Source organism: Pseudanabaena sp. SR411 (assembly GCF_002251945.1).
In the GTDB taxonomy this organism is placed as follows: domain Bacteria; phylum Cyanobacteriota; class Cyanobacteriia; order Pseudanabaenales; family Pseudanabaenaceae; genus Pseudanabaena.
In genome coordinates, this window is the sequence record NZ_NDHW01000198.1 from 1 (window position 1) to 14453 (window position 14453).

At 42.5% G+C, this 14453-nt stretch carries 13 protein-coding genes; 5 read left to right on the forward strand and 8 right to left on the reverse strand.

From position 1 onward, the window contains the following. Window positions 1-764 precede the first annotated feature (764 nt). Window positions 765-1208, forward strand: coding sequence for a DUF29 domain-containing protein (locus B9G53_RS21230; protein ID WP_094535465.1), 444 nt, complete (start codon window positions 765-767; stop codon window positions 1206-1208). On the opposite strand, the gene B9G53_RS21235 is transcribed toward B9G53_RS21230, so the two are convergent. The 7 genes from B9G53_RS21235 to B9G53_RS21270 form a co-directional block, all read right to left on the reverse strand. Then, a complete protein-coding gene (locus B9G53_RS21235; protein ID WP_094535466.1) occupies window positions 1205-2938 on the reverse strand; it encodes a hypothetical protein in 1734 nt (577 codons plus the stop codon). The genes B9G53_RS21230 and B9G53_RS21235 overlap by 4 nt on opposite strands. Window positions 2939-3429: 491 nt before the next feature. Then, complete coding sequence (locus tag B9G53_RS21240) at window positions 3430-3807, reverse strand: hypothetical protein (protein ID WP_094535467.1); 378 nt, start codon at window positions 3805-3807, stop codon at window positions 3430-3432. Beyond that, window positions 3808-4101: a hypothetical protein gene (locus B9G53_RS28145; protein WP_217901645.1), complete on the reverse strand. Its 294-nt coding sequence runs from the start codon at window positions 4099-4101 to the stop codon at window positions 3808-3810. A 25-nt stretch (window positions 4102-4126) separates the two neighbouring features. Further along, window positions 4127-5851, reverse strand: a complete 1725-nt coding sequence (locus B9G53_RS28150) for a restriction endonuclease subunit S (protein WP_217901646.1) — start codon at window positions 5849-5851, stop codon at window positions 4127-4129. Window positions 5852-5880: 29 nt separating this feature from the next. Continuing rightward, complete coding sequence (locus tag B9G53_RS21260) at window positions 5881-6480, reverse strand: Uma2 family endonuclease (RefSeq protein ID WP_254923761.1); 600 nt, start codon at window positions 6478-6480, stop codon at window positions 5881-5883. Between the two features lie 67 nt (window positions 6481-6547). Beyond that, window positions 6548-7936, reverse strand: a complete 1389-nt coding sequence (locus tag B9G53_RS21265) for an ATP-binding protein (protein WP_094535468.1) — start codon at window positions 7934-7936, stop codon at window positions 6548-6550. Continuing rightward, on the reverse strand, window positions 7936-9405 hold the full coding sequence (locus B9G53_RS21270; RefSeq protein ID WP_094535469.1) for a class I SAM-dependent DNA methyltransferase: 1470 nt from the start codon (window positions 9403-9405) through the stop codon (window positions 7936-7938). The genes B9G53_RS21265 and B9G53_RS21270 overlap by 1 nt, the downstream gene beginning before the upstream one ends. 67 nt (window positions 9406-9472) lie before the next feature. Here B9G53_RS21270 and B9G53_RS21275 point away from each other — a divergent pair, with 67 nt between their 5' ends. Together B9G53_RS21275 and B9G53_RS21280 are read left to right on the forward strand one after the other, a co-directional pair. Then, on the forward strand, window positions 9473-9730 hold the full coding sequence (locus B9G53_RS21275) for a hypothetical protein (RefSeq protein ID WP_094535470.1): 258 nt from the start codon (window positions 9473-9475) through the stop codon (window positions 9728-9730). After that, window positions 9730-10152: a type II toxin-antitoxin system VapC family toxin gene (locus B9G53_RS21280; RefSeq protein WP_094535471.1), complete on the forward strand. Its 423-nt coding sequence runs from the start codon at window positions 9730-9732 to the stop codon at window positions 10150-10152. Before B9G53_RS21275 ends, B9G53_RS21280 begins: the two co-directional genes overlap by 1 nt. 178 nt (window positions 10153-10330) lie before the next feature. On the opposite strand, the gene hsdR is transcribed toward B9G53_RS21280, so the two are convergent. Next, window positions 10331-12706 (reverse strand): EcoAI/FtnUII family type I restriction enzme subunit R, encoded by a 2376-nt coding sequence (hsdR, locus tag B9G53_RS21285; protein WP_094535472.1) that lies wholly within the window; start codon window positions 12704-12706, stop codon window positions 10331-10333. A gap of 237 nt (window positions 12707-12943) precedes the next feature. Between hsdR and B9G53_RS21290 the strand changes: the two genes are divergently transcribed. Together B9G53_RS21290 and B9G53_RS21295 are read left to right on the forward strand one after the other, a co-directional pair. Continuing rightward, entirely contained in the window at window positions 12944-13696 is a 753-nt protein-coding gene (locus B9G53_RS21290) for a ParA family protein (RefSeq protein WP_094535473.1), read from the forward strand. After that, on the forward strand, window positions 13697-14137 hold the full coding sequence (locus tag B9G53_RS21295; protein ID WP_094535474.1) for a hypothetical protein: 441 nt from the start codon (window positions 13697-13699) through the stop codon (window positions 14135-14137). Window positions 14138-14453: the final 316 nt, after the last annotated feature.

Here is a 14453-nt window from a genome sequence, read left to right on the forward strand (position 1 = left end):
GGGAGACGATCACAATTTGAAGCAACAAAATTGAGAATAAGAATTCTCTATAATTTGGAGAACTTAAATAGTTTTAAGGCTTGTTACTGAAGACTTCGGGAATTGCTGATCAGTTACCAGAGGGGATAAAGGCTGCTTTTTATTCTATTGCTCCATGATTCCCCACTTGGGATAATGATTTAACCTCTGACATAGATTCATCAATGGATACAGACTATATGTGCTTTTTTCTTTTTTATAAGTGAGCACTAGCGGTTTCGGGGCTGAGGGACAAATTGAAATTTATACTTTTTTTGCATTAAGTTTGCATTGAAGTTTGAGTGGCAACCTAAATAGGCTTGATTACTTATACAATAACTGTCTAATTGGTTTTCAAGGATCAAAAAGCTATAGGTTCTGACAAAATTTATACTCAAAATGTCAACCATTTTTGAGCATAAATTTTGATTAATATTTGAGATTAGATTTACTTCAAGTAATCAATATCTATCTATAGCTTCTAATACTTAAGACTATCTTTAAGCCAAGCGATCGCTTCTTCAGTTTAGGATTGTTCCTCAGTTTTGAGTCAATGCATTAGTAATTTGGCTTTGAGTATTGCCAATTGCGATCGCGCTTTTCTCTCGCGACCAACTAACCCACTTTTTCTTTCCAAATTTTGAGATCGGAGCAAGTATTGTTATCTATAAATGGCGATCGCATTGCTGCTAGCAATCACTGCACTGTAGAAAGGCTTCTAGGTCACGTTAAGAGGGTTAAAAAGAATGGCAGCAAAACTTTACGATACAGATTTTTATGCTTGGACTTTGGAGCAATCTAATCTATTAAAGTCTGAAAAATGGCAGGAATTAGATATTGAAAATTTGGTGGAAGAAATTGAGTCTTTGGGCAAGCAACAACGTCAAGAGTTGAGAAACTGTCTAGGAATACTAATTGGACATCTTCTAAAATGGCAATATCAGCCAGACAACCGTAGTAAGAGTTGGAAGGCAACTATTATAGAGCAACGGGACAAATCATCAGAATCATTAAAGGAAAACCCTAGCCTGAAACCATATTTACCCGAAGTGATTGCCTCGGCTTTTGTATCAAGTTTGGCGTTAGTCGTGCGCGAAACCCCGTTAAATTACAAAGATCTACCTGCGAAATGTCCATTCACTATCGAACAGATTCTCGATCCGACTTTTCCAGATTTAAGCCATTTTTAAGCACCTAAAATATCAATACTGATTGAGTCTTCTATCCAAGCGATCGCTTCTTCAGTTTGAGATTGCTCCTCAGCTTTGAGCCAAGGTATTAGTAATTTGGCTTTGAGCATTGCCAATTGCGATCGCGCCTTGCTTGGATCAGCATTGACGATCGCTTGAATCTTTGCAACGGTTGATGGATTTTGTCGTGGTAGCTCTTTGGGTTTGTAGCATTTGGAGTTTTCGGGTATTGGTGGACTGGGGCAAATTGACGCGATCGCAATTGCCTGATTAAAAGTCATAATTGGCTTGTATTCTTTTTCCTGTATGGGTTTTAAGCTTTCATCAGAAAATCTGGAGACTTCGGGCAAAGGGATAGGGTTGAATTGATTAATTTTTTCTTCTTCTGATTCAACTAAAAACACTTCATTAGTGGCTTTAGCTGTAACAAGGCTCTCTGTAATGATTTTAGGTTTTGGGAAAGCTGTCTGATTTTCTATTTTTTCTGCTTCTGTTGATTTGAAATTGTTGCTAGAAGTTGTGTTACAGCTTTTTACTAGGGGTTGCCATAGTTTCTTGATTTCTGGTTTGTATAAGGTTGTGGGGCTACACTTGGCGATCGCCCTAATTGCGGCGATCGCTTCGCGTACTTTGCTGAAGGCAAGATTACTTAGTTGTGCGATGGCTTTGGTAATTCGCTCTATGGCTGTTGGTTGTTTTTCTTGGTGTGTTTTCTTGGTTGTGAAGTTGTTGTGGTTAGTTGATTGGCTGCCGTAGGGATAATGAGTAATCATTACGCTTTGGGCGGTATAAAGCGCTCTGCTTTCGATTTCTCTGGTGTGGTTGGAGTATTCGTAGAATCCTTGGCAGTTTTTGGCGGTAGTGGCGATCGCTTGGGCTAGTTCGTGTGGATCGTCAATGCCGTCAAATACGCGATGTTTGATCGCGATCTGAAATAGCATTTCGTTGGTTTGTCCTTTGCCTGTCCACCCGATCTCAATTCTTGCTTCGATGTTGGTTCTCCATTCTGTACCTTTGCCCTGTGGTTGAGTTTGATAGGTTCTTGGTTTTGGTGCTTTGGCAATTGCGGTTTCTAGTAGTTCTAGATCTTGGGCGATCGCGGCTTGGTCCCACAGGTTTAGAAATGTTTCTAGGGTTTGACTGTGGGGCTGGAGGTCGTCGTTGAGAATATAACTACTTTCTTGTAGGGGTAATCTATGTCCTTTGAATTGGGCGTTAAAGGCTTTGGTGTTGGGGAATTGTTCGATGGTTCCGTCTTTGATGGTTAGCTTGGCTTTTTCTAGGGCATGGCGTGTGGCACAGGCTAGTTTAAATGTGTTGATGCTGTAGGGCAGTGGGAAGTATAGGTGCAGTCCTTGGGAGGCTGATGATTGGATGGCGATATGGCGTACTAATCCGATGCTTTCCATGGCGGCTCGGATTGCTGTTAGGGCTTGTTCGTTGTGTTGTGGGTGGTATTGGCTGCCTGCATCGATGTCTAGCATTAAGTAGCTGGTTTCTTTGCCAAATCTTACGCCTATGATCTCGTTTGGCGATCGCCATTTGGCGATTAGGTCTCTGGGCGTTAGGGGATATTTGGTGTTGGTGGTCCATTGTCCGTCTCGATTAGTTAGCCATTCCCATCCGTGCGGAAATAGTGCTGCAAATTTTTGCTCGATCAGATCAGCAGGTAGTAGGGTCTTATATGAAGATTTGCGGCTTGAATTGAGATCTTTTTGGAGGTAAGTCAATTTTTACCTCCTGCACGATTGCTAAATACTTTTTCCTTGCCATTTTGCTTGGGCAAGGCTTGGAATTCTAAATACATCTAGATTGTCCTGATTGTAAGGGTTGTAACGTTTTCAATCAGGAAACAAACAGATTTTTTAGATGTGTTCAATAATTATTTTTGCTGAATTTGAAAAAATTTCCAGCAAAAACTGTTGCCAAACTCATATCTTGCATTAAGATATAAGAAAGCATTGAACAAATCTTGCCCTCTGAAAAGCAATATCTGTCCGTTTCCGATTATTCAATTGAATAGATACCTTCGGGTAGTCAAGAAGCTAGTGGTTCTCAGGCACTGGCTTTTTGCTTTTGAAGGGATACATTTTATCTGTGATCCTCCTTTGGATAAAAAACCTCAGAATAAGCATACATCGATCTCTCGGATTTGTTGAAACAATCTCGATTTTTGACTGCTGCACCGATCGCCTCACTGGTGCAGGTTGCTTTGATTGACTCACTCGTAGGTTTGGCTGGGGTACGCCTGTTTCCGATTAAGCAATTCAATCATTAACCGAATATTTTCGGCTTGAGTTTTGGCTGTATCAGATTGGACTTTGACTGATTCAGCTTGGGCTTGGGCTGCAAGAGCTTGGGCTTGAGATGCGCTGGCATAGCGATCAGCAGTTAAGGCTTGCTGTTTAAATACTTCTTTGAATTCATGCAATTCATTTTTGATGTCTACAACGTCATTAATTACCACATCATTTCGGGTGTAAAGATGCTCAACTAGGCTGTTGAGATTGGTATTAGTGGCTCTAGTCTCTTCAATTAATGTCTGAACAGACTGAGTTAAAGCAAATAGAGCCGCTTCTAATCTTGGTGCATCTGTCATTTATTTATCTCCTTTGGCGCGATCGCCTAATCGACCATCTCGTTTTGCTTGATCTACAGCTTGTTGAGCTAAGGTTGCAAGCAAATTTGATAGGTTTCGATTTTCGACAACTCCTAACCTTGTTAAATCTTCAAATAGTTCTGGTTGAAGGTATGTGGCAATACGTTTCAGTGTTTTTGAAGGCACATCATTGTTTGCCCAAAAGCGATCGCCTAGCTCTGGGATATCTGATGTATCAATTTCTTCATCGGGGATATTTTGAATTTCTTCAAGGCGATCGCGTGAGATGGTCATAGTATTTTCTCCTTTCTTGCTAGCTTTAAACCTTTGCCATCATGGAGTTAAGCAGGTTAGTCTGTTTGCTCTCTGCTGCGTCAATTTGTTTTTCTAGCTCGTCGCAAAGGGTCATCAGGCGATCGATTTTGGCTACAATGCGATGTTGTTCGGCGAGGGGAGGAAGGGGAATTGTCATTTCACCTACATCACCCAACCTAAAACTATTTTTAATCCCTCTCTGTGGAGCATCAAATTGAGATTTTGCTAGAGATGTTCTCATAAGTTCAGGAAAATATCTATTTCTACAAATTGGCATAAATCGCAGCAAACAAGTGTGTTGATTAATATATGCATCCCCAAATTCTTTTGGAATTAAGCCAAGATTACCTACATCACCTGTAATTGATATCAATAAGTCATTTTCTTCTAACTTAGTTCTAGCCCCCTCTCCATCTTTCGGTGGTTTGACATATCTCATATTTTCCATACGAAGATTGTAATTACCTCGTGATAGATTCCCCATAGTTACAAAAATCGCTCCATCATCAGAATAGTATTTTGCCCAATCACGCGATCCTGATGTTATTAGTTGAGCAATGTCCCACACCCGACACCATTTCCAACTTTTTGGTAGTTTATAGGGAACCTCATCAGGTTTAATTTCTGATAAGGGCTTAGAGACTTTAATTTTACCTTCCTTGATTAAATCCTTTTTCTCCTTTTCAATTTCCTTTAACAATTCACTAGCAGGCTGATCGTTAGGATCTTGGGGGACTAGCTTACCCATCACAGCGATTTGGAGTATAGCTTTGCGTAGTTCCGCTACATTTTCTTTGACTGAATAAAGCTCGCTGAAATGTTGGGTGATGAAATGCCATGAGGTTTGGAAATCGCTGTGATCTTTGGCAGTTAATAAGCGATTTAGGGCGGCTTTGTGGACAGTGATTTGTTTGCGATCGCGTTCTGCTTTTAGTCTTTCCAGTTCATCACATCGCGCCATCAGTTCATCAATCTTGGCAACAATTCGGCGTTGTTCTGCGAGGGGAGGGATTGGCGCTAATAAATCAGTAACATCGCTCATCTTTAAATTAGGCTGAAGACCAGAATCACGAAACCTTTTTTGATAAATGCTTAGAACATGAGGACTACTTAAGAAAAGAAATATAAAATTAAAAAATTGAAAAGGTCGAATAGATGCAACCCGTTGATTTAAAAGTGATCCATGATAGCTTGATGGACAAATACTAATTTTTAAACCTGATGAAATATAAGGACGTGTAAGAGCTAAGATTAGGTCGTTTTCTCTAACTTGGTAATCGGAATACTCGATTGAAAATCTTTCTGGCAAAAAATCACTTGTTTCGATGAGTTCCCCAACACCAGCATTTGTGATTTTTATCGCTTTAATCCCATCAATTGAATTAAAATCTTCACTCTTAAAAGCATTTCCAGAAAAAATATAACAGTAGGTTCCAAGTCTCACCCATTCCCAACCCTTCGGCAAATCATAAGGAACCTCATCAGGCTTAATCTCAGGCAAAGGCTTAGAAGCCTTAATCTTGCCATCCTTCACCAACCGACCTTTCTCCGCCGCAATCTCCTTTAACAACTCCCTCGCAGGTTGATCAGCCTCATCTTGTGGCACTAACTTCCCCTGCATCGCCAAAGACAAAATCAACTCGCGCAGCTTCTTAATCCCATCAGGTGCAGCAAAAGCAACATCAAAATTTTTCTCTAAAAGTGCTACAGCGTCAGTATTTATAGTCATTTTTAATTGGGATTGCAGATCGAGCATTGCTAACTTTGCCACATCTTGGCAGCAGTTAAATCTAGTTGTCCCAATAATGGCGAAGCGATCGCCATCTCTCCTGTAAACACCAACTCGTCATAAAACCCCTCAACCCATTGCAAAATCGTCAACTTTTGTGCGATCGGGTCAACAATCCAATATTCCATAACCCCCCGTGCCGCATACTCCGATCGCTTATAGCGATAGTCCCGATTCTCCTGATTGGGGCTAACAATTTCCACCACTAACAACGGTGGCGGCATATCCATCAAAACCAGCGATCGGGTTGCCCCCTGCATCGCCGCTTCCAACTCCTCCGAAAAAATCACCAAATCAGGTACACGCACCCCCACCTGTCGGCTATGCACCGCAATTTCCGTCTTCATCGTGATTCGCCCATAAGGAATCCCTAACTGCAAGAAATGCGCCACTAAAAACATCGCAATACGCCTATTCATCTCGCTCTCATAGGGCATCTCAATTAATTCTCCATTCTCTAGTTCATACAAAACCTCAGTATCTCGACTAAACTCAAGAAACTCCGCAAAGGTCAATTTCTTGACAGATATTTGAGATGTTGGTTTTACTTCAGCGATCGTCATAGTCATTAACTTGATCTCCTATGCGCTATAGCTTGATTATGACTCGAAATAATTGACTAAGCAAAAACTACACTTATCTATCACCATTTAGCCAAGCCTTACCCCTTGCCGTTAGTCGATACTTTTGCAAACGACTATTAGGCTTATCAGGAATTGTGTATTCAATCAGTTGTTTTGCAATTAACTCTTTTACTGCCCGATTTACTGCTCCTGAAACTCGTTCATGCCCTAGAGCTTGGGCAATTTCAGAACGCTGTAACGGCTTATTTATCAGCACTTGCAATACAGCTTTAGATATTTCTGACTCTAGCCCCGACCCTAGCCCTGACTCTAGCCCCAAATCAATTTTTGCCTCAGATTGTATTGCTGTACCTCGTTCTAGTTCTAGCGCTTCCTGCGAAATCGGGAAGACTGTCCGAATAAAATTAGCCGTAAAAATAAACGACTCTCTCGGATAAGCCCGCAAAATACGCGGCATCCCTGAACCCAGATATTCGACAATATGTAAATCCTTAAACACCCGCATCAAAATCTTATTGCGCGGAATCGAATAGCCAGCAAAAAACTCCTCACGCGCCACCCCTTCAGGAATCGAACCCGCAGACGTAATTTCAAGGCGATCGTCAAAAATCTCAAACTTAGGCACAGCCTCATTAGTAAAATCATTGTGAATAATCGCATTGATTACCGCCTCCCGTAGCGCTACCGTATCCCATAGCCGCCGCTCGATTCTTTCCTTAGATGTGATCCTTGTCGCAGTGCGATTTTCTACCTCTAGGCGATCGAGTACCTGCTTACAAGTCTTAACCAGCGAGCAGTATCCATACTCATTACTATCAATCAAATCGTAGCGATCTAACCCGCGATACTTCGCCACCTGCACCGAATTACCATTACGATCGCTCAGTAAATAGGCAGCATAGTTATAAGCCCCATCCTCAGTTAAAAGTTCCAGATTCGCCGCAAAGCGATCGCCTAGGGTAAACCCAGCTTCCTCGTAATAAATCCGTAACTGCTCAAAATTAAGGCTTTGCTGTGGCGATCGCATCCGACCGAGAGAGTTACGAGTCCTCCTCGCAAACAGATCCTCAATCATCCGTCCTGACATTGGCTCCGATGCACTACCAATCCTGACAAAGCAACCCTTTTCAGACATTCCATACTTGCGTAGGTAATAGGGCTTCTCTGAGCCACTAGCCAGAGTCACTTTGATGATGTCCCGATCCTCACGGACTTCATGAATTACATCAAACAGCCCCAAACAGGACGGCAAAATATTATTTTTCAACCGATCTTTAATCGCTAGTTGCACCGCATCACAGTCAGCAACACCCATCACCGAGCCATCCTTATCAATGCCGATGTAAATAACGCCGCCATCTCGATAATTTAAAAAGGCGATCGCCTCACGCTCAAAACCATCAGTCAGTTCGCGCTTATACTCAACTCGATTTGACTCCATTAACTGCCCCCATGCTGCAAAGCATTAACCAACTCTTGCTTTAGTGCATCTTGCGCCGCCTGCATTTGTTGAGCAATTTCTAAATATTCTGCCATCAACTCATCAGGCTCACCATGATTGACCGTTATCTCATGGGGATTTTTGCAATCGAGATTGTAATTACGTGCCGCAATCTCCGCCGCCGAAACCTTCCACGCATATTCATTTACCTTGCGACCCTTACGGGACTTACCGCCCCACCAACTCTTTTCGCGATCGAACTCCTGAATGGTCAGTGGCTTAGACCGTGAATAGGACTTGTAACCCTCTGGATAGGGATGTTCAAAAAACCAGACATCCTTAGTCGGCTCACCCTTCTCAAAAAAGAGAATATTCGTATTAATGCCCGTATAGGGACTAAACACCCCCTTCGGCAAGCGCACAATCGTATGTAAATTAAATTCCTCTAGCAATTCCTTCTTGAGATTCGTCTTTGTCCCCTCCCCAAACAGGAAACCATCAGGCAAAACCACAGCAGCCCGTCCTGTCTCAGGCTTGAGCAAATGCATAATCAGCGCCATAAACAGATCCGCAGTCTCGCGAGTCTGGTACTTCTTCGGAAAATTGCTCTCGATGCCATCCTCCTCCATGCCCCCAAACGGTGGATTAGTAATCACAATATCCACCCGATCCTTGGGTGTGTAGTCCCTTAATGGACGCTTCAAAGTATTGTCATGGCGAATATTTGTCGGCACATCAATCCCATGCAACATCGCATTCGTCATCGCTAACATATGCGGCAAAGGCTTTTTCTCTACCCCATTAATATTTTTTTGCAAATTTTGTAAATCCTCAGCCGTCTTTGCCTGCGCCTTGAGATGCTTGATCGCATTCACTAAAAATCCCGCTGTACCACAGGCAGGGTCGAGTAACTTTTCGCCCAATTTTGGATCGAGAATATCCACCATAAACTGCGTAACGGCGCGAGGTGTGTAATATTCCCCCGCATTTCCTGCCGATTGCAAATCCGCCAAAATCTTTTCGTAGATGTCATTAAACAAATGGCGATCGCCCGATGAGTTAAAGTCCACATCACTCTGAATGCAGTTAATCACCTGTCTCAACAAAGTCCCCGACTTCATATAGTTATAGGCATCCTCAAATACCGCACCCACAACCCTTCCATGCGGTGACACTCCCGCCGCCGTCGCCAACCTTTTCAACTCAGGGAAAAGCTCATTATTCACAAAATCCAGTAACTCTTCTCCCGTTATCCCTTCAGGATTCTTTGCCCAGCTAGACCACCGCAAACGCTCAGGTAATGGGGACTTGTAGCCAGAAATTGTAAATTCCCACTCCTGTTCCTTATCATCAAAAATCTTCAGAAACAGCAACCACACAATCTGGCTAATGCGCTGAGCGTCACCATCGACACCCACATCCTTACGCATGATGTCCTGAATACTTTTGATTAAAGTTGCGATCGCCATAATTGTCTAACTAGAATACCTATGAGATTATAAAGCTATGGTGAAGCGCATCAGGGAGAATACAAAGATGAATAGTATCCAAATTAGAAATCAAGCTAAACAATACATTGACGCACTATCACCCGAAAGCCTGAAATTTGTTAATGACTTTCTCTTTTATCTTCTCACACAAGAATCTATTAGAAATCCTGCAAATCAAATAGATGAAATCGAGAAAGAGCGTGAAATAAGTGCCTTGGAACTAGCAGGAGATTTAGTTGGCTGTTTAGAAGCTGCCTCAGATCTATCGACAAACAAAGAATATTTTCAGGGCTTTGGTGAGTAATGAAAACCAGAGTTATTTTGGATACGAGTCCATTAGTAGCACTTATCAACAAAAGAGATAATTATCATGAATGGTCAAAGCAGCAGTGGGAAATGATTAAGCCTCCTCTATTGACCTGCGAAGCTGTAATTACAGAGAGTTTTTTCCTGCTTCGTAATACTCACGGTGGTCAAGAAACAATTCTCAAACTTCTTGAGCGTCGAGTCATCATTATAGGTTTTGACTTAGAAAACGAGTTGATAGAAATTCAACGACTATTAACAATCTATAAATCCGTCCCAGTCTCATTGGCAGATGCCTGTCTCGTTAGAATGGCAGAATTGCAAAGCAATAGTTCCGTATTTACCCTCGATAGCGATTTCCAAATTTACCGCAAAAATCGCCATCAAATCATAGACCTCATTATTCCAAATAGCCTTTAGCTAGGGTAAATTTACCCTAGCTGGCACTGGTTGTTAAAGAAGTGATGAATAGCTACAAGGCTTATCCAGCAAGGATTTATGGTGATTGAGTAGCAAGCTCGTGAAAAGCTTGCCCAGAGATACTTTGAGAGACTTATCCCTCTTTAACAGTCCAGTGCCCCCTAGCTATTAGAGCAATCTAAGCACTGTAAAGCGATCGCTTTAACTCACGCACAGCCCTTTGATAATTATCTAATCCGCCAAAAGCGCGGACAATCTCCATCGGTGTCCCGATTTGGCTAAAAGGTACAACCGTCAAAACTTGATTCTCCTCGATCTGGGCAACTCCTTCATCGGCATACTTATCCAAGAGAGCATCTAGCACCCGCTTAGCTTGCTCACCATACTCCGTAAAATAGTTGCGTTTTTTGACCCGTTCGGCTCTCTCCTTGCGGGTTAAAGGTTGCCTATCCCAAACAATATGACAGAGCAAATCAAAAGGATCGCAATCGCGACCGATTTCATCAGCTAGAGCCTCAAAGAATATACCCTCCTGTGCCAACTCATCAACGATCGCCTGTTTTTTATCGGCACTGCTCCAACATTTCAAGAAGTCATCCAGGGTTGCAAAATCCTTAGCGATCGCCTTGCGGGTATAGTCTTTCAGGGACTCTGTAATTAATTTGCCATTCGCATCAAAATACTGCACTCGCTCCGCCGCCACCTTGACCTCGACATTCGCCACCACATAGCGCCTAAACGATGAATCAGCGATCGGTTCTGTAAAGTTATAACCAGAATTACTTGCTTCTCGAAAGCTTGTCTCGCCTCCCTCAATTACATCTTGATAAACATTCACTTCATCCTCTGGCAAATCTGGCGGCACTGGCGATTCATCAGCCTTTGGTTCATAAATTTGCACTGGATCGCCGTCAAAATCTGGATCGGCAAATAGTTCAGTCGCCTTTTTAAAATCAATGATTGTGAAATAGAACTTGCCATAGTCCTCGTTAATTCGCGTCCCACGACCAATGATTTGCTTAAACTCGGTCATCGATTGAATCCTTTGATCTAACACAATCAGCTTACAAGTCTGAGCGTCAACACCTGTCGTCATCAGTTTTGAAGTCGTGGCAATCACAGGATATTTGGACTCAGGGAAAATAAAGTTATCAAGCTCATCCTTGCCCTCATCGTTATCCCCCGTAATTCGCATCACATAGCGCGAATCTGCCGCCAAGTCTGGATTTTCATTCACTAAAGCCTGACGCATCCGTTCCGCATGGTCAATATTTTCACAAAACACAATCGTCTTATCAAAGCGGTTAGTAGCTTTCAGAAACTCACTGACCTTCTTCGCCACTAACTTGGTGCGCTGTTCCAATACCAAATTTTTATCAAAATCCTTCTGGTTATAAACCCGATCCTCAATCTCATAGCCATATTTATCGACCATCCCCCGATCGGGTCGCCAGCCCGTCAAGTCTTTATCAATGTCAATTCGCACCACTTTATAGGGCGCAAGAAAGCCATCATTAATCCCTTGTCTGAGGGAATAGGTATAGAGCGGCTCACCAAAATAATCAATGTTAGAAACTTCTTTGGTTTCTTTTGGCGTAGCCGTTAGTCCGATTTGTGTCGCTGACGAAAAATATTCGAGAATTTGCCGCCATGCCGAATCCTCAGCCGCACTGCCCCGATGACACTCATCGATCACAATCAAATCAAAGAAATCACGACTAAATTGCTTATAAATATTCTGGATATCCTCAGTGCCAGTTACAGCCTGATACAAAGACAAATAAATCTCATAGGACTTATCCACCTGTCGCTTCTGGATTTTAGTCATTGCCGAGCCAAAGGGTTTGAAGTCATTAACCATCGTTTGGTCAACCAAAATATTGCGATCAGCTAAAAACAAAATTCGCTTCTTCGTCTTCGATTTCCAAAGCCGCCAAATAATCTGAAAAGCTGTAAAAGTTTTACCTGTTCCCGTTGCCATCACCAGCAACAGGCGATTTTGTCCCTTAGCGATCGCCTCAATCGTTTTGTTAATCGCCAATAGTTGATAGTAACGTGGAGTCTTGTTAGACCCATCGCTGTAATAGTCCTGCGTAATGATACTATTTTGCGCCTCGGTCATACCTCGATGCGCTGACCACCATAGCCACAGCAGATCGGGCGAAGGAAATTCGTCAAGGCTCAGTTCTCGTTCAATAACTCCATCATGGGCAATTTTGTTATGAAATAAAAAGCCATCGCCATTAGAGCTAAAGATAAAAGGAACTTCCAGCATTTCCCCATAGCCTAGCCCCTGCTGCATCCCATCTGCGATCGCATGGTTGTTATCCTTGGCTTCAATAATGGCGATCGGGATATTCGGTTTATAGAACAGGACATAATCAGCACGCTTGTTTTTAGCACGGGTATGTAAATTCCCCCGCACCAGAACACGCCCATTAGTCAATGCAAATTCTTCGCGGATCTGCGTCGCAATATCCCATCCCGATCTCTCCAGAGCAGGAGTGATGTATTTGGTACAAATGTCACGCTCAGAAAACTGCTTTTTATCCATGCTTCAGTAAGTTCTTAGTCTTTGTATATCGAACGTAGATTTCGTTAATTAAACTTGGCAGCACCTAAATAATTATTATCCAATTTTTTTCGATGAATATCAGTTTATTTATAGCCACAACCTAATGACAAGTTGTATTGCTGTATTTATATATTGTCAACAAGTTGACAATACAACTTGCTAATTGGGCTGACTTGCTGTATTTATATATTGCTAACAAGTTGACAATATAACTTTATGATCATTGCTTGTGCCAATCAGAAAGGCGGTGTAGCAAAGACTACGAGCGTTATTTGCCTCGGTGGACTGCTAGTAAAAACGGGTTCTTGTTTAGTGGTTGACCTCGACCCGCAGGGAAATTTGACGACGGGTTTGGGTATTGAGGTCAAGGAAAATCAGATCACTAGCTATGAAGTGATCACCGAGCGGGCGACTGCGAACGATGCCTTGATGACAACATCGAGCGGGCTAAGCCTAATTCCCAGTGATATCAACTTGGCTAAAGGCGAACCAGAGATTTTGTCGAAGGTAGGTAACTTTGGCTTATTAAAGGAATATCTCGAACCAATAGCGCATCAGTTCGATCACATCTTGATTGATTGCCCTCCCAGTTTAGGACTACTGACGATCAACGGGCTAACTGCTGCCGATGCAGTTTTAATTCCTGTGCAATGTCAATTTTTTGCGCTCAAGGGGTTGGCGGCTTTATTAGAAACAATCCAAAGTGTACAAAAGCGACTGAATCCCGATCTCAAAATCTTAGGTGTATTGCCAACGATGGCAGAGATGCAAACTGTGATGACTCAGGATGTCTTAGCTTCACTGAAGAAACGATTACAAAATATTCATGTTTTTGAGCCTGTGCCAAAGTCGGTCAAGTTTGCCGAATCAAATCTTGCTGGTGAACCGATCAATGTTTATGCAGGTGACAAAAAATTAGTCCAACCCTATCAAGCGATCGCTGATTTCATCACCACAGGAGAAAAGTAAATGGCAAAACCCCGCGCCCGCTTAACCGATGACAATGATCCTCTAAGCTCGACTGAAAGCGTATTTGCAAGTCTTGAGCAAGCTAGCAAGTCAGCAAGTCAGCAAGTTAGCAATACAACAATTCAGGAAGTTGCAAATCCAGTTCTTGAGCAAGAGGCTATTGCAATCACGACAGAACAAGTCAACAAGCCAGCAAGTCAACAAGTTAGCAAGACAGAAAGTCAGGAAGTTGAAAAGTCAACAATACGCAAATCAACGTTTCAACTCAGTGAAGAAGTCTTAAAACAGCTTGATAGGTATCATTTACAACTACAAATTGATCTTGGTAAAGCTGATGCACCCTATAAGGAGGTGATTGTCGAAGAGGCGATCGCGCAGTTTTTGGCTAAGGCAGATCAAACATTTGTGGACAGGCTACGAAAACGGCAGAAAACTAGGTAACAGAACTTAGCGATCGCCGCTATGGCTATAGATATAAAAGTACCCCTCCAAACAGTACTAACAATTCAATTTCTGTTGATGTGATTTTTTGACGAGTCCCCCAGCCCCGAAAGCTCTAGAGATCTCCAAAACTTAAAATTTTGCTAGGCGATCATCAGGGTCGCCTGTAATTCAAGCCTGTTTCCGATGGAGCACCTCCATTAGTTGCCAAACACTTTCGGCTTGCTTATCTGCGATCGCAATCTGGTATGAGATCGTAGTTTCGATCATGACGCAAACCCTGTCTAAGACTAGACATTATTTCCCAATAAGTCTA

Excerpts from the sequence above, each read along its gene's own strand:
- B9G53_RS21230 (WP_094535465.1), top strand. The coding sequence starts at position 765 with ATGGCAGCAAAACTTTACGATACAGATTTTTATGCTTGGACTTTGGAG.
- B9G53_RS21240 (WP_094535467.1), bottom strand. The coding sequence starts at position 3,807 with ATGACAGATGCACCAAGATTAGAAGCGGCTCTATTTGCTTTAACTCAG.
- B9G53_RS28145 (WP_217901645.1), bottom strand. The coding sequence starts at position 4,101 with ATGACCATCTCACGCGATCGCCTTGAAGAAATTCAAAATATCCCCGAT.
- B9G53_RS28150 (WP_217901646.1), bottom strand. The coding sequence starts at position 5,851 with ATGACTATAAATACTGACGCTGTAGCACTTTTAGAGAAAAATTTTGAT.
- B9G53_RS21260 (WP_254923761.1), bottom strand. The coding sequence starts at position 6,480 with ATGACTATGACGATCGCTGAAGTAAAACCAACATCTCAAATATCTGTC.
- B9G53_RS21265 (WP_094535468.1), bottom strand. The coding sequence starts at position 7,936 with ATGGAGTCAAATCGAGTTGAGTATAAGCGCGAACTGACTGATGGTTTT.
- B9G53_RS21270 (WP_094535469.1), bottom strand. The coding sequence starts at position 9,405 with ATGGCGATCGCAACTTTAATCAAAAGTATTCAGGACATCATGCGTAAG.
- B9G53_RS21275 (WP_094535470.1), top strand. The coding sequence starts at position 9,473 with ATGAATAGTATCCAAATTAGAAATCAAGCTAAACAATACATTGACGCA.
- B9G53_RS21280 (WP_094535471.1), top strand. The coding sequence starts at position 9,730 with ATGAAAACCAGAGTTATTTTGGATACGAGTCCATTAGTAGCACTTATC.
- hsdR (WP_094535472.1), bottom strand. The coding sequence starts at position 12,706 with ATGGATAAAAAGCAGTTTTCTGAGCGTGACATTTGTACCAAATACATC.
- B9G53_RS21290 (WP_094535473.1), top strand. The coding sequence starts at position 12,944 with ATGATCATTGCTTGTGCCAATCAGAAAGGCGGTGTAGCAAAGACTACG.
- B9G53_RS21295 (WP_094535474.1), top strand. The coding sequence starts at position 13,697 with ATGGCAAAACCCCGCGCCCGCTTAACCGATGACAATGATCCTCTAAGC.